Annotated in this window: 22 protein-coding genes; 2 read left to right on the plus strand and 20 right to left on the minus strand. The window is 38.0% G+C overall.

Translation table 11 applies throughout. The annotated features are described in order from the left end of the window. Positions 1-278: 278 nt before the first annotated feature. The 15 genes from recN to accB form a co-directional block, all read right to left on the minus strand. Positions 279-1961, minus strand: coding sequence for a DNA repair protein RecN (recN, locus tag DL897_RS00415; protein WP_113657158.1), 1683 nt, complete (start codon positions 1959-1961; stop codon positions 279-281). A gap of 11 nt (positions 1962-1972) precedes the next feature. Then, positions 1973-2419 carry a transcriptional regulator AhrC/ArgR gene (gene ahrC, locus DL897_RS00420; protein ID WP_113657159.1) on the minus strand — a complete coding sequence of 149 codons (447 nt, stop codon included), beginning with the start codon at positions 2417-2419 and terminating at the stop codon, positions 1973-1975. A 20-nt stretch (positions 2420-2439) separates the two neighbouring features. Then, positions 2440-3297, minus strand: a complete 858-nt coding sequence (locus DL897_RS00425) for an NAD(+)/NADH kinase (protein WP_240627221.1) — start codon at positions 3295-3297, stop codon at positions 2440-2442. Positions 3298-3322: 25 nt separating this feature from the next. Further along, positions 3323-3868 carry a hypothetical protein gene (locus DL897_RS00430; protein ID WP_113657160.1) on the minus strand — a complete coding sequence of 182 codons (546 nt, stop codon included), beginning with the start codon at positions 3866-3868 and terminating at the stop codon, positions 3323-3325. A 115-nt stretch (positions 3869-3983) separates the two neighbouring features. Further along, complete coding sequence (locus tag DL897_RS00435; protein ID WP_113657702.1) at positions 3984-4796, minus strand: TlyA family RNA methyltransferase; 813 nt, start codon at positions 4794-4796, stop codon at positions 3984-3986. Between the two features lie 11 nt (positions 4797-4807). Beyond that, a complete protein-coding gene (gene dxs, locus DL897_RS00440; RefSeq protein WP_113657161.1) occupies positions 4808-6700 on the minus strand; it encodes a 1-deoxy-D-xylulose-5-phosphate synthase in 1893 nt (630 codons plus the stop codon). 743 nt (positions 6701-7443) lie between these two features. Next, entirely contained in the window at positions 7444-8334 is an 891-nt protein-coding gene (locus DL897_RS00445; protein WP_113657703.1) for a polyprenyl synthetase family protein, read from the minus strand. Positions 8335-8339: 5 nt separating this feature from the next. Then, entirely contained in the window at positions 8340-8591 is a 252-nt protein-coding gene (xseB, locus tag DL897_RS00450; RefSeq protein ID WP_113657162.1) for an exodeoxyribonuclease VII small subunit, read from the minus strand. Continuing rightward, the gene (gene xseA, locus DL897_RS00455) at positions 8584-9951 is read right to left on the minus strand and encodes an exodeoxyribonuclease VII large subunit (RefSeq protein WP_113657163.1); all 1368 of its coding nucleotides are present in this window, start codon (positions 9949-9951) and stop codon (positions 8584-8586) included. Before xseA ends, xseB begins: the two co-directional genes overlap by 8 nt. Positions 9952-10171: 220 nt before the next feature. Continuing rightward, positions 10172-10618: a transcription antitermination factor NusB gene (gene nusB, locus DL897_RS00460; protein WP_113657164.1), complete on the minus strand. Its 447-nt coding sequence runs from the start codon at positions 10616-10618 to the stop codon at positions 10172-10174. Between the two features lie 47 nt (positions 10619-10665). Then, positions 10666-10896 carry a DUF2273 domain-containing protein gene (locus DL897_RS00465; RefSeq protein ID WP_113657165.1) on the minus strand — a complete coding sequence of 77 codons (231 nt, stop codon included), beginning with the start codon at positions 10894-10896 and terminating at the stop codon, positions 10666-10668. An 11-nt stretch (positions 10897-10907) separates the two neighbouring features. Beyond that, positions 10908-11468 (minus strand): alkaline shock response membrane anchor protein AmaP, encoded by a 561-nt coding sequence (gene amaP, locus DL897_RS00470; RefSeq protein ID WP_113657166.1) that lies wholly within the window; start codon positions 11466-11468, stop codon positions 10908-10910. A gap of 29 nt (positions 11469-11497) precedes the next feature. Continuing rightward, on the minus strand, positions 11498-11908 hold the full coding sequence (locus tag DL897_RS00475) for an Asp23/Gls24 family envelope stress response protein (protein WP_113657167.1): 411 nt from the start codon (positions 11906-11908) through the stop codon (positions 11498-11500). A 4-nt stretch (positions 11909-11912) separates the two neighbouring features. Further along, positions 11913-13268 carry an acetyl-CoA carboxylase biotin carboxylase subunit gene (gene accC / locus DL897_RS00480; protein WP_113657168.1) on the minus strand — a complete coding sequence of 452 codons (1356 nt, stop codon included), beginning with the start codon at positions 13266-13268 and terminating at the stop codon, positions 11913-11915. Positions 13269-13288: 20 nt separating this feature from the next. Beyond that, a complete protein-coding gene (gene accB / locus DL897_RS00485; RefSeq protein ID WP_113657169.1) occupies positions 13289-13816 on the minus strand; it encodes an acetyl-CoA carboxylase biotin carboxyl carrier protein in 528 nt (175 codons plus the stop codon). Positions 13817-14678: 862 nt separating this feature from the next. On the opposite strand from accB, the gene DL897_RS00490 reads away from it, so the two are divergent. Further along, positions 14679-15272: a TetR/AcrR family transcriptional regulator gene (locus tag DL897_RS00490; RefSeq protein ID WP_113657170.1), complete on the plus strand. Its 594-nt coding sequence runs from the start codon at positions 14679-14681 to the stop codon at positions 15270-15272. Positions 15273-15326: 54 nt separating this feature from the next. Further along, positions 15327-16532 (plus strand): MFS transporter, encoded by a 1206-nt coding sequence (locus DL897_RS00495; RefSeq protein WP_168188577.1) that lies wholly within the window; start codon positions 15327-15329, stop codon positions 16530-16532. Positions 16533-16621: 89 nt separating this feature from the next. Here DL897_RS00495 and DL897_RS00500 read toward each other — a convergent pair whose 3' ends face one another. From DL897_RS00500 to spoIIIAE, 5 genes are all read right to left on the minus strand, one after another. After that, positions 16622-17254, minus strand: coding sequence for a C40 family peptidase (locus DL897_RS00500; RefSeq protein ID WP_113657172.1), 633 nt, complete (start codon positions 17252-17254; stop codon positions 16622-16624). Between the two features lie 243 nt (positions 17255-17497). Continuing rightward, positions 17498-18061 (minus strand): SpoIIIAH-like family protein, encoded by a 564-nt coding sequence (locus tag DL897_RS00505; RefSeq protein ID WP_113657173.1) that lies wholly within the window; start codon positions 18059-18061, stop codon positions 17498-17500. A 57-nt stretch (positions 18062-18118) separates the two neighbouring features. Further along, the gene (spoIIIAG, locus tag DL897_RS00510; protein ID WP_113657174.1) at positions 18119-18739 is read right to left on the minus strand and encodes a stage III sporulation protein AG; all 621 of its coding nucleotides are present in this window, start codon (positions 18737-18739) and stop codon (positions 18119-18121) included. Between the two features lie 16 nt (positions 18740-18755). Further along, positions 18756-19400 carry a stage III sporulation protein AF gene (gene spoIIIAF / locus DL897_RS00515; RefSeq protein WP_113657175.1) on the minus strand — a complete coding sequence of 215 codons (645 nt, stop codon included), beginning with the start codon at positions 19398-19400 and terminating at the stop codon, positions 18756-18758. 5 nt (positions 19401-19405) lie between these two features. Next, positions 19406-20593 (minus strand): stage III sporulation protein AE, encoded by a 1188-nt coding sequence (gene spoIIIAE, locus DL897_RS00520; protein ID WP_113657176.1) that lies wholly within the window; start codon positions 20591-20593, stop codon positions 19406-19408. Positions 20594-20599: the final 6 nt, after the last annotated feature.

Here is a 20599-nt window from a genome sequence, read left to right on the forward strand (position 1 = left end):
CGATCTAACCTTCTTTTATGTTCACAAATGTTACCTTGACTGCCTTCTCAATTCGATACCCATCATTTTCTCATTCATGATTCATAAGACAATCTAGTCCTTTTCAAAAGAAAAAGTTTCTTCTGCACAAATAATTTGTTATATAATATAATTTTTCAATCAATAAATAATATGCAACCGCTCTGATCCTATAAATGACAAAGTTTATGATTGAATGATACAACGTACCTCATATATAAAAAAGCATACCCGTTCGAGTATGCTTGTGGATTTGACATTTAGACTTTCTTCCTAACAAGTTCTGCCATCCGTAGCATTTCTGTAGCATGTTGATGTGTGGTTTGGGTTAACACAGCTCCTCCCAGCATACGAGCCAGCTCATTTGTTCTCCCTTCAAAATCCAAAAGATTTACTTGTGTTCGTGTTTTTCCTGCTTGTGTTTCTTTGGAAATATAAAAATGATGGTCTGCCATACATGCCACTTGAGGTAGATGGGTTACACATAGTACTTGATTATGTTTGGAGACAACAGCAATTTTTTCGGCAATTGCTTGGGCTGCTCTACCACTTACACCTGTATCAATTTCATCAAACACGAGTGTATGGATCTGATTAATATCTGTAAAAATACACTTTAAAGCAAGCATAATTCGAGAAAGCTCACCACCTGAGGCAACTTTTGCCAATGGACGAAGTGGTTCACCTGGATTAGGAGCGATCTGAAATTCAATCTGGTCTTGTCCTATTGAAGAAAGAGTAGATGATGATTCAAAAGCTACATGAAAAATGGTTGATCTCATATTTAAGTCGGCTAATTCCTGTTCGACTCTGTTCTCTAATTGACTTGCTGCTTTTTTTCGTAAAGCTGTTAACTGATCTGCCAATTCTAATAGCTGCTTTTTAAGCTGCTCACTTTTTTTTAATAATTGATCTTCAACCCATTCTCGTTCGGTTAGCTCTTCTATTTCTTGCTCCACTTTAGCTTGAAAGGCTAAAATGTCTTCAATCGATGATCCGTACTTTCGTTTGAGCTGCTTAATCAAATGCATTCGCTCTTCGATTTCACCTAGTCTTTTTGGATCAAATTCCAATTCATCACGATATTTTCCTATCTGGTGAATGGATTCTTCCAATTGGTAGTAAGATGACTGCATTAATTCATATACCGAGGCTAAACGCTCATCCAATGAAAGGATATCCTCGATATGAAATAATGCTTTTTGAATTAAATCCAGCCCTTGATGATCTCCATACAATAAGTGATAGGCTCGAGATGCATTGTTCAACAGTTTTTCAGCATATGATAAACGGTTTCGTTCTTGTTCTAATTCAAGGTCTTCTCCTTCAACCAGATTCGCTTGTTCGATTTCTTCTTTTTGAAATGCAAGCAAATCCAACCGGTGTTCTAACTCCTGTTGATTGGTACGGAAGCGTGCTAACTCTTTTTCAACTTGCTGATACTCTGCAAAAATTTGACTATACTGATGGCGAATGGTTAATAATTCAGTCCCTGCAAACGAGTCCAGCCATTCAACATGTTCATCGTTATCGAGTAATGATTGATGTTCATGCTGACCGTGAATGTCTATTAACTTTTTACCAATTTGCCGAAGCATAAATAAGGTGACGATTCGCCCATTGATCCGGCAAATACTTTTACCACTCGCTGCTATCTCACGCCGAATCAACAATGTTTCATCACATTCTAAACCCCATTCGATTAAAAGCGGATGTACTGGGTGAGTAGGTGAGAGTTCAAATAAGGCTTCAATTTCTGCTTTATCGGCACCATAGCGAACAAACTCAGATGAAGCTCGTCCTCCCAAAATTAATCCTAATGCATCAATGAGAATGGACTTTCCCGCACCGGTTTCCCCTGTAAGTACATGAAACCCATCTGAAAATGATAAATGAACCTCTTCCATAATAGCAAATTGGTGTATAGACAACTCCCGTAACATCGTATCTACTCCTAAAGCATATCAATAAAGCGTTGTGATATATCTGCTGTAATTTCTTTACTTCGGCATACAACTAAAATCGCATCGTCACCTGCAAGTGTGCCTATAATTTCATCCCAATCCAAATTATCGATTAGAGCAGCAACTGCATGTGCATTTCCAGGCAAGGTTTTAATAACAATTTGATTTTCTGCATGATTTAATCCAACAAATGATTCTTGTAACATGCGTTTCAATTTTTGAAGTGGATTAAAGCGCCGATCCGCTGGAAGAGAATATTTATAAGTACCATGGTTTGTAGGCACTTTAACTAAATGCAATTCTTTAATATCCCGAGAAACAGTAGCCTGCGTCACATTATATCCGGCCTGTTTTAACTCATCAACTAGTTCATCCTGTGTTTCAATATCTTTACTGGTAATAATCTCACGAATTTTTATATGTCGTTGAGCTTTCATCTTAAAATCATCTCTCCTTTCTATTTATTTTCTCCGTGCAGCTTTTTTCTTACTACTTCAAAGAACGAGCGTTCTTTCCACTTAATTAACTGTGTATTATAAGAAGACGCTTGTACGCGAATAATGTCTTCTGATTGTAATGAAAAACCAACTTGTCCATCAATGGTTAAGCTCATCTCATTATGTTTTGCAGACACTTGAACTTCAAGAGTACAATCTTTGGGTAAAACCATCGGTCTTGATGTTAGGGTATGCGGGCAGATCGGTGTTAGCAATATCGTTTGTATTCCAGGCCAAACAATGGGGCCACCACAAGAAAGCGAGTAAGCGGTAGATCCTGTAGGTGTAGATATGATCACACCATCCCCAGAGTAGGCTCCTAAGTATAGCCCATCCATGTAGACTGTACAAGTTACCATTCGACTAAAGGAACCTTTGGCAATCCCTACATCATTTAACGCGATTCCTCTTTCAATCACTTTACCATTACGCAATAATTCAGCTTGAAGCATCAAACGCTTTTCAATACAATAATCTTCTTTTAAAATCCTATCAACCGCAGTGGATAAGTCACTCGGTTCCGCTTCAGATAAAAAACCCAAATTCCCGACGTTAATACCTAAAATAGGCAAGTCATATTTTGCTAGTTTGCGTGCAATTCCAAGTAAGGTCCCATCTCCTCCTAAAACGAAGACAACATCCACTTTATCCGAAAACTCAGAAAGCGGTATGCTAGCATCCGTGTGGCCAAGTTGCTCAGCCATCCGCTGTTCAAGGAAAAACGGAACTTCTTTTTTCTGAAGCAACTGAATTAAGTGGCAAGCGGCTGAGTAAGCATGAAGCTTACTTAAATTCATGGTAATACCAACTGTTTTCAAGTAAGTCCCACCTCATTATGACTTGTCATCCTATTTGATAGATCAATAGGCCTAATACTATCCCTACCATTCCAGCAAATACATAGCCAGAAATTGGCTTCGATTTTTTTTGGCATTTCATCGTCGGTACGACAAAATCAATCAATTTGATACTACCTTTTTCTTTATCAACATACAAGATACCAGCAGGTTCAAATAATAAGTAGTATATCAAAAAATAGTCTCGTAAGGCTGCTCCAGACATTCGCAGAGGCTTTCTTTCCCTAGCAATTAAGACGAGGTAAATATCTTCTTCGTCACATGCAAGATAATCCACGTATAGTCTACTTTGATATAACTCCCCGTCCGCTCCGATTTCGAGTGGTACTTTTATCTTTTCGTCCATAACTTCATAACCATGACTCCGTAAAATATCGGCTACTTTTCCAGTAATAGGAATCGATTCTGATTCTTCATTTTTAGGAGATAGTCTTTCCTTCAAACGTGAAAAAGGGAATACTTTCCGCAACATGAAATAAATGATGACTCCGATTAATAGATAAAGAACTAAGGTATCTCCTAGCTGAGACATCCTTCTCCCTCCTTTTATCTATTTATTCGCAGTCATACATAAGAAACCTTTTTACTTGGAAGTTGCCCTCTTATCCGCTATTTATCGTTTCCTTACTCACACCGACTTTATATAATTACTTAAAACGAGCATGAGCATCCTGAACCACTTGTGGAATTTTTAGTTTCCAATCAACTTGACTTGGCTCTCCTAAAAGTAAATAGCTTAAAAACTCAATATTTCCTTCTCCTCCTTGTATAGGTGAAGGTGCAAGTGCTTGTAAGCCAAAACCTTGGTCACTCGCTAACTCCACAAAACGCTCAAGTACTTGCTGATGAACCGATGGATCTTTGACAATCCCTTTCTTCCCTACTTGTTCCTTTCCCGCTTCAAACTGCGGTTTTATAAGCGCAACCACTTCTCCCCCTGCTATGAGTAGCTTTTTTAATGTAGGAAGAATATGGGATAAAGAGATAAAAGACACATCAATTGTCGCTATATTTGGCATTTCCCCAGAGAGATTTTCTGGCTCCAAATAACGAAAGTTAGTCCGTTCCATCACCACAACACGATCATCTTGGCGTAACTTCCATGCAAGCTGTCCATAGCCGACATCAATGGCGTAAACTTGCTTAACCCCATGTTGCAATGCACAATCTGTAAAGCCTCCTGTAGAAGCTCCAATATCTAACATGATCTTTCCCTGTAGATTCACGTCAAACACTTTAATAGCTTCTTCGAGTTTCAAACCGCCACGGCTAACATAGGGATGAAGTTTACCTTTTACTTCAATCGAAGCGCTCAACAGAACTTTCGTTCCAGCTTTGTCTATACGCTCTTGATTCACAAAAACTAACCCTGCCATAATAGAACGCCGGGCTTGCTCCCGGCTTGTAAAATAACCTTTATTTACTAATAAAACATCTAATCTTTCTTTCTCCACAGTCATCCACTTTCCCATTATAAGACTTCGACTTTGGATCGGGCTAAGGACTCCATCACTGATTCAGCGATCTTTTCTGGAGTAAGTCCTACTTCATTACGTTGTTCATCAATGGATCCATGTTCAACAAAATAATCAGGAATTCCAAGTAACCTTACATTCATATCTGAAATTCCGTGTCCAGCATAAAATTCCAAAACAGCGCTGCCAAAGCCACCTTTCATACTTCCTTCTTCAATCGTAAATATAGGTAATTTTTCTTGGCTTAATTTAAATAACATTTCTTCATCCAATGGCTTAACAAAGCGCATGTTGACGACACGTGCATCAATCCCTTGCTTTGCCAGAATTTCTGCTGCTAATTGTGAAGTATGAACCATCGTTCCCAAAGCTAACAATACAACATCATTTCCTGAACGGATTATTTCAGATTTTCCAAGGGGAAGCAAGTGAAAATCAGAGTCCATCTCTACACCCAAACCTGCACTTTTGGAGTAACGCAGTGCGATAGGACCTTGATCGTATTGAATTGCCGTATATAACATATGTTGCAACTCATTTTCATCTTTTGGCATCATTACAACCATATTCGGTTGGGCACGTAAAAAACCAATATCAAAAACTCCTTGGTGAGTTTCACCATCATCTCCAACAAAGCCAGCTCGATCAACTGCAAATACGACATTTAAGTTTTGACGACATACATCATGAACCAATTGGTCATATCCACGTTGTAAAAAAGTTGAATAAATAGCGAGCACTGGCTTAACTCCTTGTGTAGCTAACCCCGCAGCAAAGGTTGTAGCATGTTGCTCTGCTATGCCTACATCAAAACAGCGATCTGGAAACTTTTCTTGAAACTTTTCGAGTTTTGATCCAGTAATCATCGCTGGAGTAATTGCTACAATTCGTGAGTCTTCTTCAGCTAGACGTACAAGTGTATTTCCAAAAACTGCTGGATAGGTTGGGGCAGTGTTTGCCTTCTTCTTAAACGCACCGGACTCGATTTTATAAGTGCCTACACCATGATAAACAACAGAGTCTTCCTCTGCTGGCTTATAGCCTTGCCCTTTTCTGGTTACAGCATGAACTAACACAGGTCCTTTCGTTCTACCAGCTTGGCGTAAACTCTTTAAGAGTTCAGGAATATTATGCCCATCGATAGGCCCTAAATAAGTAAAACCTAGAGTTTCAAAGAATACTCCCGAAACCAATAAAAACTTGATACTGTCTTTTACACGCTCAAGTGTTTTGGCAAAAGGCTCACCTAAAGCAGGAATTTTCTTTAATAGCTGTTCTATTTCCTCTTTCATCTTATGATAATGACGATGTGTGCGGAGACGCCCCAAATAATTATGAAGAGCTCCCACGTTCGGGCTAATAGACATTTCATTATCATTTAGAACTACGATCAGATCCTTTTTTTCTTCACCAATATGATTTAACGCTTCTAGGGCCATTCCTCCAGTAAGAGCTCCATCTCCAATAATGGCGATCACCTTATGGTCTTCACCTAAAAGGTCACGTGCCGCAGCCATTCCCATGGCTCCTGATAGTGACGTACTGCTATGGCCTGTTTCCCAACAATCATGTTCACTTTCACTTCGCTTTGGAAACCCACACAGGCCTTTATACTGTCGAAGAGTTGGAAAAAGATGGCGACGACCTGTTAATATTTTATGCACATAAGCTTGATGACCTACATCCCACAAAAACTTATCTCTTGGGCTATTGAATAAATAATGTAAAGCAATAGTTAATTCTACAACCCCTAGGTTCGATGCTAAATGACCACCTGTTACCGAAAGGCTTTCTATTAAAAATGTACGAATTTCTTCAGACAGCTTCGGGAGCTCTTCTGTTGATAACTTCTTCAAATCATCTGGAGAGTTAATCTGCTCGAGGAGCACCAAGACCGCCTCGCTTTCTTTTTCTTTTTTTTACCGGAAACAACTATGTTTTGTCTATTATATACAAAGTCATAAATCTTTACTGCTTTGATCTATTCATTCGAAAACAAACCATCATTTCCATCCTTTGAACTACGATTTTCACAACTTTCATCACATCGTTACAAAAATTCGCAAATTACCTTTCCCATTTTTCAAATTTGCAAAATTTGCATGATGAGTATAACTGAAAACTTCATGTGTGTAAAAAATATCTCTTTAACAAAAATCAGGATACCAAATAATCCAATGATAAAAGTTATATCATTTGTAATAAATAAATGGTAAATCGAATTATGAGCTGCACGGTTAAAATAATATCATAGTCTGTATTTATCTCAATGACTTTCGTTAAATTTGCTCCTATGTAATTTCTTCTTTTTAAACAGAAGGTTTCATCAGAAAAATGCCGGTCAAATCTGACCGGTAGACTGCTTTGATCGGCTATGTAATTCCTTCGTAACAACCAAGACTGAGTGATCCAACAAATAAAGTTCATTTCTAACCATTCTTAAATAATAATAGTGAAGTTTCCTTAACCATCATTTAGCATAATAACTATACGATTAGGGAAATTTTTTAGATAAAAATAAATAAAGCAGTCATATTCATAACGAAATCCTTATTTGTTCCTCATTTTAAGAAGGGATCTATAAAAAGTAATTTTATTATAGCATAACCGTATTATATTATATACAAATAACTTATCTATCTCTTAAAATGAGATAATCTGCAATTTCTAACAGTCTTTGGGGCTTTAGCTCAGGAAATCCTATGATTTTCTCCTTCGCTTCCTTAATACATAATGATAGTTTCTGCTTTGCCTCTTCAAGTCCAAGTAGTACAGGATAAGTTGACTTATGATTTTCTTGATCACTACCTACAGGCTTCCCTAGTTTTGATTGGTCTCCAATCACATCTAAAATATCATCTTGAATTTGAAACGCCAGCCCTAAGCCATACCCGAACTCAGTTAATCCCTGTAAAGTAGACTGATTCGCACCAGCAATATAAGCACCCATTCGTATAGCATAAACCATTAGATCGCCTGTTTTCAAACGATGAATATTTTCTAATTCAGACAAAGAAATTTTTTGATTTTCACTCTGCAAATCATATACCTGACCCGCAATCATCCCTCTGGCTCCCGCAAACCTTGCGCCTTCTTCAATCATCGTTAAAGCGATCGCTGCTGAAAGCTGTGTTTCTTTCGCCCCTTTTGCTATTAAACCGAATGCCTCTGTTAATAAAGCATCTCCAGCCAAAATTGCCGTACCTTCACTAAATTTTTTATGATTTGTCAATTTGCCACGTCGATAATCATCATTATCCATACTAGGTAAATCATCATGGATTAAGGAATACGTATGAATCATTTCAATCGCACAAGCAAAAGGAAACGCTTTTTCTGTATCTCCATTTAATGCTTCGACAGTGGCCAAAACTAAAACAGGACGAATTCTTTTACCTCCCGCCAATAATGAGTACTTCATGGATTCACGAAGAAGAACAGGCACTCCTGCTAATTGATCAATAACCTGTTCTAGTTTTTCATCAATCTGTTTTGCTTTTTCTTTAATATAATCTAACGTCATCTGCACTACTCAAGTTCCTCCTCAGATAAAAATGGCTTTCTAATCCATTCACCATTTTCTTGTACCAGCATCTCAATTTGCTGCTCTGCCCATTCTAGCTTTTGATTGCAAGCTCCTGCTAATTTCATTCCTTCATCGAATAAGCGAATCGCTTCTTCCAGAGGGACATCTCCTTTTTCAAGCAGACGAACTACCTCTTCAAGTCTTTCTATCGCTTTTTCAAAAGGAAGAGATTCTATTTGATTTTGATCACTCATCTTTGTCCTCCTTTGCTCCCCATATTTGACACTTGAGCTGCCCATCAGATAAACGTACACGAATTAAATCCCCTGGTTGTACTTGCTTAACTGACTGAATCAACTCATCTTGCTTAAAACGATATACCAATGAATAGCCTCGCTGCATCACTTTTAGAGGACTTAGCGCGTCAAGCTGATCAATTAATCGCAGATGTTTCCCTTGTTTTTCTTCAACTTGTCGATAGATCGCGCGAAACAAGTCTTTCTGTAAATAGGTGAGCCGCTCACGTTGTTTTGATAAAGTGACCTGTGGTTGATAACGTTGTAACTGCTCTCCTAAACGTTCTAGTAGATGCTGATGAGTCTTTAGTCTTTTTTCTATCGCTTTAGTTAAATCACTGTGTAGATAGTCAATCCGCTGTGTATATTGCTCTAAGCGTGCACGAGGCTGCTGAAAGATCGGACGGCTTAATAATTGTCTTACACGATCTCTCCATAAGCTTATCATAGTCGTTTGTATATGAATTAGCCTTTTTTGTAAAGAGGTAACCTTTTCTTTTAATTCTTCCAGATGAGGGACAGCCAATTCAGCAGCGGCAGTAGGGGTTGCTGCACGAAGATCAGCCACAAAGTCGCTTAAGGTAAAATCGGTTTCATGTCCAACTGCTGAAATAACAGGGATTTCTGATTCGAAAATACTGCGAACCACAATTTCTTCGTTGAAAGCCCACAGTTCTTCCATTGAGCCCCCACCACGTCCTACAATGAGAACTTCAGCCTCTTTCAATTGATTCATCATCGCAATGGCCTTCGCTACCTCTTTAGCGGCAGTTTTCCCTTGGACAGAAACAGGGAAAAGAAGTACATGAACCAAAGGATAACGTCTTTTTATTGTGGTGATAATATCGCGAATCGCTGCTCCACTTGCAGAAGTAATTACACCAATTTTATACGGGTAGCTAGGTAATTCCTTCTTTTTTGTTGGATCAAAGAGACCTTCTTCCTCCAATTGCTCTTTAAGACGTGCAAAAGCAACATATAAATCACCTACACCATGTAGGCTAAGATCATGAATATATAATTGGACTTGACCATCTCTTTCATAAACCGATAGCTTTCCTTTTGCCACCACACGATCACCATTTTTCGGTGTAAAGCGTAGTCGCCGATTATAACCAGCAAACATGACTGCTTTCAGTTGTGTTTGTTCGTCCTTTAAAGAAAAATACATATGGCCACTTCGTATGTGATGAGTGAAGTTTGTAATTTCTCCTTCTACCCAAACTTTTTGTAATTGATCATCCAACTCTAACGTACCACGAAGATAGTTAACCAGTTTCGATACAGACCAAGGTTCTCTCTCTATATCTATATTCATTCTTTTTACTTGTTCCCTTCAGTCTAATATTTATCAATGTATTTACAATCCCACAATGGCTAATGATACGCAAGTGAAAAATTAACTCCATATATCCATTCATTCCGATTTCGATCACATTTATACCTTACCCTCTTATCACTAAAACACTTCCAGCTTTTCTGGTTATCTACAAAAAAAGGTGGGAAAATCAAAGATATTTTCGCCACCCCTTACATTTTCACTCTGTTTTATCGCTTAGTCTTTCGCCGATGTCTTTGACAATATTTCCTAATACACCATTGACAAAACGACTAGACTCTACTCCACTATAGATCTTAGCCAAATCGACAGCTTCATTGATCACCACACCTTTTGGTGTTCTCACTTCATAAAGCAATTCATAAATGGCAATTTGTAATATAGCTCGATCCACAACAGATATACGATCTACTGACCAACCACTTTTTAAATAACGTTTGATCAAATCATTGATTTGTGACTGATGCTCTTTAATCCCTTCTATCATTCGCAAATAAAATTGGTGAAAAGATCCTGTCAGCTTTTCGCCTCTCTCTTGAATGACCAGTTCGATATTATCTGGATGAAACTCCAACTGATATAAAGCTTGCAAAACACATTCTCTAACTAAACGGGGACTCATTTCTTCCATTAATTCGCTTTTCATCGACTCTTTCCTCCAAAAAGAAACCCGAGCCAAAGACGGCCCGGTCTCTATTTACGCATCCATTTTTCCAAAATAATAGTATCAATCACTTCTTTTAAATCTTCTTTGCGATCAAACTGTCTGCCTAAAAAATAACCTAATCCAGCCAGTAGAGCAAAAAAGAGCATTTTCCAGAAACCGACAAAGAGGTAAACGAGACCAAGGGCAATACCTATAAAAGAGCCTACAATACGTCCTCCATATTGTAACCAGACTCCCTTAAGAAAATGTTTATCCATGTTGCACCGCCTTACTCAACACGAATTTTTGCTCTATTGGCTTGAATGGTTTTTGCCACATATACTGGAACTTGGTCAACATGGACACCGGCAATTGTTTCAACTTGGTCCTTTACAGTACGCTGTAGTTGCTCGGATACTTCTTGGATAGGAATTTCACCATCCACAATAATTTTAAGTCCAATATCTACGGTTGAAGTTTTGGCATCATGGCGAATTCGTGCGGTTAAATCACGAACCCCTCTAACTCGTCTGGCAGACTTTACCGCAACATTTTCAATTGTCTCTAAAGAAATACGAATATTTCCGATCTCTGTAACACGGTCTACACCCGCATCTTTAGATATTTTTAGTAATCCAAATCCCAAAAAACGAAGACTCACTAATAACACAAATATACTTACACCAATAACAGAAATGTTAAGTGCTAAGTCTTTATCTAATAATAAAATAGCTTGGCTCGCTTCTTGTGGACTAATAAAAAGGTGAAATCCGGTTAAGATGGTGGTTATTGCTAAAGCGGCAATACCTAAGCTATATATAAATAAGAGTAGCCGATCCCATAAACCCATCCTTGGTCCCTCCCTCTCTATCTAATAAATTACTTCACCCTCTTATTTCCTTTATTTCCTATATCATCTTTACTTTTTTCTATGCTCGGAACCTTGATTCCTTCTACACGAACGACAACTTTTTCCACAGTTAAACCAGTCATCGTTTCAACCGCTGACTTGACTTTCTCTTGTACTTCCTTACCAACTTCGATGATTTGGTAACCATACTCTACAACCATAGCTATCTCAATACTCGTTTGTTCAGCAATCTCAACTTGTGTTCCTTGGCGAACATTTTTACGACCAATCAATCGGTTGAGATCACCCACAACTCCGCCTTTTAACTCTGCGACTCCGTCGATTTGGGAGGTAGTTAAACCAGCGATCGTTTGAATGACTTCAGGAGCAATCTCTATTTTTCCAAGCACATTTTGCTCTTCATATACGATATGATCCATTACACTATTCACTCTCCTCTTCCCAATTTTCCTGTTCCAAGAACTGAATATGGAAATCACCCTGTACAAACTTTGGGTGACTTAATAATTTCAAATGAAATGGAATCGTTGTATAGACTCCGTCAATAGCAAACTCTTTTAATGCTCGTGTCATACGGTCTAGAGCTTCCTGACGATCCTTACCCCATACGATTAACTTCGCCACCATAGAATCATAAAAAGGAGAAATGCGATATCCTGGGTAACATGCACTATCTATACGTACTCCCATTCCACCTGGAGGAGCATAAAATTGAATAGTACCTGGAGATGGCATAAAGTTTTTATCAGGTCGTTCTGCGTTGATACGGCATTCGATTGACCATCCATTGAAAACGATATCTTCTTGATTAACAGAAAGCTGTTCACCTGCAGCAACTCGAATTTGTTCCTTAACTAAGTCGATCCCAGTAATACTTTCGGTTACTGGATGTTCTACCTGAATTCTTGTATTCATTTCCATGAAATAAAAGTTGTGATCTCGGTCTAATAAAAATTCTACTGTGCCTGCACCTGAATAATCTACCGATTTCGCTGCTTGAATTGCTGCTTGTCCCATCTTCTCACGAAGCTCTGGAGTTAGTGCAGGAGAAGGTGCTTCTTCGATTAGTTTTTGATACCGACGCTGAATGGAACAATCCCGTTCACCTAAATGGATGACATTGCCATGTTTATCCGCTAAAACTTGAATCTCAATGTGCCGTGGCTTAACTAAAAATTTCTCGAGGTATACACCTGGATTCCCAAAATTTGCTTCTGCTTCTTTTTGAGCAAGTGCTACTGCATTTCTTAATTCCTCTTCGGAATGAACGATACGCATTCCTTTTCCACCGCCACCTGCAGTTGCTTTTACGATGACTGGATATCCAATACCATTTGCTGTTTTAGCGGCTTCTTCGATATCTTCAATAATTCCTTCTGTTCCCGGTACAACAGGAACACCAGCTTGTTTCATTGTTTCCCGAGCCGTTGTTTTATCTCCCATTTTAAGGATTGCTTCAGGATGAGGTCCGATAAATTGAATTCCGCATGCTTCACATAGCTCAGCAAAATCGGCATTTTCCGCAAGGAATCCATAACCAGGATGTATAGCATCGGCTCCCACGAGCGTTGCTGTGCTCATTAAATTCGTCATATTTAAGTAGCTATCTCGGGCGAGTGCGGGTCCAATACAATAAGCTTCATCTGCAATCTGTACATGTAAAGCATCACGGTCTGGCTCTGAATAAACAGCTACTGTACTAATTCCTAATTCACGACATGCACGAATCACACGTACTGCAATTTCGCCACGATTAGCCACTAATACCTTCTTAAACATATTCTTCTCCTCCCGCAGGATTAGCTAGTTTTTACTAAGAATAGTGGCTGTCCATATTCAACTAACTGTCCATTTTCTACCAAAATTTTCACGATCGTTCCGCGGGTTTCTGCCTCAATTTCATTCATCAATTTCATGGCTTCAACAATACAAACAACCTTTTTCTCATCAACAGTGTCTCCTTCTTGAACATATGGATCTGCATCGGGAGCAGGAGCCCGGTAGAAGGTTCCAACCATTGGAGATACGATTTTATGTAGGTTAGCATCATCTGCGACTCCTAGATCTTGCTCTTGCACGGGTGGATTAATCGGCTCTGTGGCTGGAGTAGCTGGTACTGCTGGAGCCGGTGGCGTGACTACTGGAGCTACTGTTTGAACAGGGACAGCGCTCGACACTTGTGGAACAGGAGTTGGTACAACTTGGGCACGTTCAGCCACTTTTTTGATCACTATTTTTTCTTCACCATGAGCCCATTCAAACTCTTCGAGCTTAGACTCATCCATTAAACGAATCAATTCACGGATTTCATGCATTTTAAAAGCCATGCATAACTCTCCTCTCAAGCAACTCTGCGTTTTATTTTTGATATGAAAATAGCTCACGATTGCTTTTTCTATTAACGGTTTTTATGATATAGTTTTTTCTGTCTTTTGACCAGCCCTTACCACTCTCAACTCATGGCTTCATATTAGTTTTACCATAAAAAAACAAGAAAAGTACATGATCTATATTAAGATTTGCGAAACTATCTTTGATCATTCAACATACGTTTGATGTTGTCTATCAAATGTTAATTGGCCACTTTACACAGCTAACCAAATCCATATGATCAACAATCGAAGCAAGCTTCTTTCTAGTTTTTGCTGGTCGAATATTCACATATGAATCATAATACTTTCTTAGAAGTTTATGATGGTTTAGTATGTGTTTTTGTTGCTCTGGGTTTGATGACGAATCATGAAGCCTTATAATCCAACCATGACAATGTTTAAGAGTTTCAAAGGCCCTTTGAAGAGTATGTGTATTCTATTTCCCAATCACTTCTACTCCTATAGACAGATGATACCATTTTATGTTTAAGGACGAAATGTTACATAAGGCTCCGCAAAATCCGACTGTAGCCTGTACAATCTTAGAACTAATTCCATCATCCATGTAGCAAACTACCAATCTTATATTGCAATATCCTTCATACCCCTTTCTAATTTCGAAAGCTTCCGACTTATCTGTTGCTATTTTAGCATCAATTAGCTTTTTTGGCTAATCATACTCATGATATTGAAAATAATGAGGGAAGTAAATTACATAACAATCTCTTAATAAAATTATTTAATGTTGACAAGATTAAAGTAGCTTCAGTATCTTATAATTAGAACGAACGGTCGGTTTAATGAAAGGAGCTGTTTCATGCGAAAAAGACGTAACGATGGAGAGCAAACCAAAAAACTCATCATCAAAAAAGCCAAAGAGATATTTTGTCAGAAAGGCTATACAGCGACATCCATCGAAGACATCTGTACAGCAACTGGGGTTAGTAAAGGTAGCTTATATTATCATTTTAAAAACAAAGAAGATCTCTTTCTCTCCTTCGTTGAAGATCATTTTGCTAGTTGGAATCAAGAATGTGAGCGTATTATCCGACAAGTAAGTAGTGCTACTGATAAACTCTATATGATCGCCGAGCATTTTGCTCGAGATTTTGAACATCCTCTTTATAAGGTAGTTGAAGAGTTCGTTGCTAATACGATCAGTCATAATGAGGATATAGTTAAACAACTAAACTCCTCCATCCATCAATCATATTCTCTCTATCGACACATTATCAAAGAAGGAATAGACCAAGGAGATTTTAAACAGAATGATTTGGATGAGATAGCTAAAACGTTCATGGGATTGCTTGCTGGACTTAGCATATTTCAGCAAGAACTCGATTCATCTTCATTAATTACGCTATATCAGAAAGCGACATCCATCTTTTTACATGGAATAGCCAAAAACTAATTTTTTTGTTTCTTAATTATACCGGACGTTCGGTTTTTAATTAGGAGGGAAATGATGAATAAGCGTATCTTGTGGATAATCACCGGAAAATGTCTATTAGAGAATATAGCCATTTGGATTCGTAATATGGCCATTCTTTACTTTATTATGGAACAGACAAAGAATGACCCTACTGCAGTTTCGATGATTCAAGTATCTGAGTATTTACCCATTTTTCTTATCGCATTTATCGGAGGAACACTGGCTGATCGATGGCGCCCTAAGAGAACCATGATCATTAGCGATTGTTTGAGTGCAGCTTCTATGATTCTTATTATTGGTTTACTTGACTTTGGTTTTTGGCCAGCGATCTACTTAGCTACACTCCTTTCAGCTATTTTCAGCCAGTTTACACAACCATCTGCCGTAGTAATGCTTAAGCAACATCTAACGGATCAAGAACTATCACAGGCAATCAGCTTGATCCAAGGTCTCACTCCGATCTTTGTCATCATTGGTCCTTTTATAGGAACAGGAATCTATGGCTGGCTCGGTATTGAAGCCTCATTATATTTCTTTGGTGGAGCTTTCCTTTTTTCTGCGTTTTTGGTAAGTTTTTTACCTTCTTCTAAGAAAGATGTAAGTCAAACCTCATCTGTTTGGCAAGATATGAAACAAGGATTCCTTTATTTAAAACAGCAACAGACCTTAAAAACACTGACAATTATGGATTTTTTCATCGCCATTGGACTTGGGATTATTCAGCCACTTGAAGTATTTATTATCACCCAACGTTTAGAATTGGCAAAGGAATCTCTGCAGTGGTTTTTGATGATTGGCGGAATCGGATCTTTAATTGGTGCGATCATTACTTCTCATTTACTCACTCGATTAAAAATAAAGCCAACTATGTCTATTTGTCTAGGAGTCCTCTCCTTATGTGTTTTTTTAGAAGCCTTATCCACTTGGATACCAATTACAGCAAGTATTCGTTTTATCGTTGGTTTAACTTCTACTTTTTTAATCGTTACTTTAAACACTTTAGTCCTACAAATCGTGGACAAAGACTATGTAGGGCGAGTTAGCGGGATTATGAATCCTATTTTTACAGGAGGTACCTTAATTGGGATCGCCATTTTTTCACCCTTATTTAAAGGAACATCAATCATCGTAACCGCTGGTATTGCTTCTTTAGTCATACTTGTATCTGTTCTTTATAGCTTACGGGTACATATACCCGAGAAAAATCAAGCTGTTCCTCCAGCTTCCATTTCACGATAATTAAAAACAGAGAACCTAGTCTGATTAATGCCTAGGTTCTTTGTTTTGGGGAAGAAATACGATTTATATAATTTGTTATTTATATTTTACTAAAAAAGGCGACGACCTTCAGCAAAACGTGGCTTCCAGTAGACATTATTTACATCTGCAATACTTACTCCTGTTTTGCTAGATGCTGCGTGGATCATCTTACCATTTCCCATATAAATGGCTACATGAAATACTCGCCCATTTTCTTTAAAGACCATAAGATCGCCTTTACGTAAGTTACTTAAGCTTTTACCAGTCGATTTCCCTCTTTTCGCTTGATCAGATGAGACGCGTGGTAAACTGTATCCAATCGAGTTTTTATATACATATTGAGTAAAACCGGAGCAATCAAATGAGCTTGGACCCGTTCCACCATAGCGATATTTTTTACCCACATGCTTTTTGGCTTCGTTTATGACTTTATCAGCTTTCACAGACCAAGAACTTTGTGAGCTAGAAGAACCGTTTGAACCTTTCTGATCAGGTACCGTTAGCTTTTGACCAACTCGAATCGTGGTACTATTTAGTTTATTTAACTTTTGTAGCTCTGATACACTTGTATTATACTTTTTAGAAATACTATATAATGTATCTCCTTTTTGGACGGTGTAAGTTGCAGCAAATGCTTGTCCAACACTTAAAAAGCTTGTAACGATTAATGTTCCTAAAGCTAAAATACACTTTTTCTTCAAACAGATCCTCTCCCTTGATGTTTAAAAGTCATGAAACTGCCTTTTGAAGAAACCGAAATTTCTTAATAAATCAGGGCCTCTGCCTGCCCAGACAGATGATTTCATTCTAGCAAACAATAAAAATATGAAAAGCTCTTTTGCCAAACGGCTACATATTGTTCAATTTTCCCGCTTCATTTTTGTCACAATTATGATCTACGACAAAGAAACCAGCCTATCCGAGGAAGGCTGGTTTCTCTTTTTTTATTTAACATATGCTACCGAAATTTGATTGGCAGCCATATTCATTTGTTGCTTTACAAGACTAATAAGTTCTACAGCTTGTGCTTTTGTGAGATTATCACACTGGACAATCACATCAATATGCTCATCATTTGTAATGACGACAGCATCTCGATACCCTTTTTTACGAATAAGTTCTTCAAGTACATTTTCCTGTTTATCGACTTGGGATAATTGATTTAACTTTGCTTCTGCCTCTTTAATCGCTTGCTTAGAAGAATTCGGATTAGACAAGACCTTCATGTACTCTTCAGTCATTTTGCCACGCAATGTATTTCGTTGTAATTGATATGCTACAAAGTAGTCACTTTCACTTTTTCCTTTCAAATCTTCCTTCTCTTTATTTGTGGACGCAGGTTGATCTAGAGCTTTGATGTCCACTTGAATCTGATTGTTTTTCATATCCAAATCTTTGGCAATTTTCTCTGCTGGTTCAACAGGCCCTGTTGCAATATAGTAAGCTGAGAGTACAACCATCAGAGTTAACATGGTAACCAACCAAACTGTTTGTTTATTGACTTGCATAATGAATCCTCCTCTAATAGCTTGTCTATATGGTTTTCCATGGTGGTATGTGGTATCTCATGATCCTTTAGGTAGTACGGAAATTCGATGCATAGGAAGATCAAGTGTGCGCTGAATTGCCTCGATGACTGCTGCTTTAACCTGTAAATTTTCAATTCCACGTGCCACAACCAGAACACCACGAACTTTCGGCTTTAAACGCTTGATGACAACGGGTTGTTCACCATCATCTGCACGATAAGTCGCTGTTTTTTTTTCATTATTTGTTTGTTGAATTGTACGATTACCACCTTTGGGATCAGCTTCATTGGTCACTTGCGAAGCTTCTCTTGTTTCTACATGAACAACTTCTTCTTCCGTTGAATCAAGGTTGACCATAACGGATACATCATCAACACCGACAATTTTGCTTAAGACATCTGCCAGTTGGCTTTCATACTTTTTTTCATAATCCTCCATACTCATCTCTTTATGTGGAACCGGGCCCGTATTATCTTCCTTGAACGAAGGAGCCGAGAACCGTCTTGGTACTCCATCTTCTTCTTCAACTTGCAAAAAGGAAGAAAGTAACATTACTCCAGCTCCAATACACCCGAGAATAAGAATGAAACGAAAAGTATTTCTCTTTGTACCACCACCTAGTTTTTGTTCTAATTTTTGTAGCCACTTTAAAAACACAACACATCCCCCATCCTTAACGAGGTGCTTCAATAAGGATATGAATCTGCTCAGTCGTAACTTGCCAGCTCTGCTTTAAATATTCTGTAATTTCTTTAGCTAAGGATTTATCCACTTGGTTAGATGGTTTTATTATTGTAGGAGTTATTTCTACATGGACTGGAGCTACAGGTTCCATGGACTTTGTCTTAGTAGGTGACTTTTGATTGATAGATTTAGTACGTGTAACCACTTCAATCTGTTTAATTTCAAGAACATGATTGCGATTTAACTCTGTTTTTACCTTGGCCTGAACCACCTCCACACCAAATTTTGTTTGAATATTTTGTTTGATGATCTTTTCCATGGATTTCTCTGTTTGCTTTTGAATGAGCTGATCTTGGTTTTTTTGTAGTTTATCGGCATTTTCCTTTATATCTCTAATCGGTGACATTTCTTTCATATTCCATTTATGCTGGATAGTCGTAGCTAAATTGGCCAAATTCAGATCATTTTTAATCAGCTTAAATATGGGAGAAAGAATAGCCATGATGATAATAAGCCCCATAACCAATTTTACATATCTTTCCATAGAATGATTCGGAAGGAGTAAATCCAAAAAGGTAGCAATTAAAACCAGCAGTATAATCTGTTTAATCCAATCTGTTAACCATTCCACCATTTCACCTACCTCATCATCATCGAAATGTTTCCAGAAGCGATGATGATTGACACCGCTAAGAAAAACATCAATCCTACTGTTGCCAATGCAGCAAAGATATAGATAAACGTTTTTCCGATCGTTGATAAACTTTCGATAATCGGACTATTTCCTAGTGGCTGCATAATTGCTGCTGAAAACTGGTAGATAAAAGCCAAAGAAAGAATCTTGATAGCTGGAAAAGCACTAATCAAAAGTAATAGAATCACTCCGGCTAACCCAACTGTATTTTTCACAAGCAAGGATGCACCTACAACTGTATCTGCTGCCTCCGATATCGTCCGTCCTACTACAGGTACAAAATTCCCAGTAATATACTTGGCAGTTCGTATCGTTACACCATCTGTAACAGCAGCTGTCGCACCTTGTACCGAAAGAATTCCCAAAAAAATGGTAAGCATTCCACCTAGGGTAGTCATTCCTATCTTTTGTAGTAAATTAGCCAGTTGATTTACCTTATACTTTTCCGATAAACAGCTAACAACACTTAAAATAGTAGAGAGGAAAAACAAAGGAAAAATAAAGAAATAAATCACTGTACCAATCATGTTGATCATAAAAATAATCAATGGATGAAAGAGCGTCACTGAGCCAAAGCTCCCTGTCATTCCAAGTAAAGTTAGCATCAAGGGAATTAATGCTAACATACAGTCAATCATGTACTGTATAGCTGACTTAGCAGAGCTTACAGCAATGTAAAAGCTATCAATGGCTAAAATAATAATGACCATAAATACGATAGCATAAGCTACTTGACTTACTTGACGTGTTTCAAAGGCTGTTTGCAATGTTTGCAAAATCATACTAAAGACAGCTAAGACAATGATTGTGCCTAGTAGCTTCCCGTTATATAGTATTTCATGGAAAAAATAACGCCCAAGTGCAGCGAGCACATCCTTTGTACTTAAGCTTTTGTTTGAAAGTAGTAAGTCAAATAAACTAGGCTCATTTTTATCATCAAAGAAACGCCCATACTCTGTTTGTAAGTACTGCCAAAATGATTCGACTTCTTTCACTTGAAGTTGATTTAATTGTGAGCGGATAAGCTCATTTGTAATCGATCGATCGTTATTTTCCTCCCCCTCAGCATAGACAGCGTGGGGAAAACACCAACATATCCATATACTAAGTAGAAGCCAACAGATCCGCTTCATATCCTT

This window comes from Thermoflavimicrobium daqui (assembly GCF_003313465.1).
GTDB lineage: Bacteria > Bacillota > Bacilli > Thermoactinomycetales > Thermoactinomycetaceae > Thermoflavimicrobium > Thermoflavimicrobium daqui.

Bases quoted from the DNA above. Each gene is read 5' to 3' on its own strand.
- recN (WP_113657158.1), bottom strand. From the start codon at position 1,961: ATGTTACGGGAGTTGTCTATACACCAATTTGCTATTATGGAAGAGGTT.
- ahrC (WP_113657159.1), bottom strand. From the start codon at position 2,419: ATGAAAGCTCAACGACATATAAAAATTCGTGAGATTATTACCAGTAAA.
- DL897_RS00430 (WP_113657160.1), bottom strand. From the start codon at position 3,868: ATGTCTCAGCTAGGAGATACCTTAGTTCTTTATCTATTAATCGGAGTC.
- DL897_RS00435 (WP_113657702.1), bottom strand. From the start codon at position 4,796: ATGACTGTGGAGAAAGAAAGATTAGATGTTTTATTAGTAAATAAAGGT.
- DL897_RS00445 (WP_113657703.1), bottom strand. From the start codon at position 8,334: ATGACGTTAGATTATATTAAAGAAAAAGCAAAACAGATTGATGAAAAA.
- xseB (WP_113657162.1), bottom strand. From the start codon at position 8,591: ATGAGTGATCAAAATCAAATAGAATCTCTTCCTTTTGAAAAAGCGATA.
- xseA (WP_113657163.1), bottom strand. From the start codon at position 9,951: ATGAATATAGATATAGAGAGAGAACCTTGGTCTGTATCGAAACTGGTT.
- nusB (WP_113657164.1), bottom strand. From the start codon at position 10,618: ATGAAAAGCGAATTAATGGAAGAAATGAGTCCCCGTTTAGTTAGAGAA.
- DL897_RS00465 (WP_113657165.1), bottom strand. From the start codon at position 10,896: ATGGATAAACATTTTCTTAAGGGAGTCTGGTTACAATATGGAGGACGT.
- amaP (WP_113657166.1), bottom strand. From the start codon at position 11,468: ATGGGTTTATGGGATCGGCTACTCTTATTTATATATAGCTTAGGTATT.
- DL897_RS00475 (WP_113657167.1), bottom strand. From the start codon at position 11,908: ATGGATCATATCGTATATGAAGAGCAAAATGTGCTTGGAAAAATAGAG.
- accC (WP_113657168.1), bottom strand. From the start codon at position 13,268: ATGTTTAAGAAGGTATTAGTGGCTAATCGTGGCGAAATTGCAGTACGT.
- accB (WP_113657169.1), bottom strand. From the start codon at position 13,816: ATGGCTTTTAAAATGCATGAAATCCGTGAATTGATTCGTTTAATGGAT.
- DL897_RS00490 (WP_113657170.1), top strand. From the start codon at position 14,679: ATGCGAAAAAGACGTAACGATGGAGAGCAAACCAAAAAACTCATCATC.
- DL897_RS00495 (WP_168188577.1), top strand. From the start codon at position 15,327: ATGAATAAGCGTATCTTGTGGATAATCACCGGAAAATGTCTATTAGAG.
- DL897_RS00505 (WP_113657173.1), bottom strand. From the start codon at position 18,061: ATGCAAGTCAATAAACAAACAGTTTGGTTGGTTACCATGTTAACTCTG.
- spoIIIAF (WP_113657175.1), bottom strand. From the start codon at position 19,400: ATGGTGGAATGGTTAACAGATTGGATTAAACAGATTATACTGCTGGTT.
- spoIIIAE (WP_113657176.1), bottom strand. From the start codon at position 20,593: ATGAAGCGGATCTGTTGGCTTCTACTTAGTATATGGATATGTTGGTGT.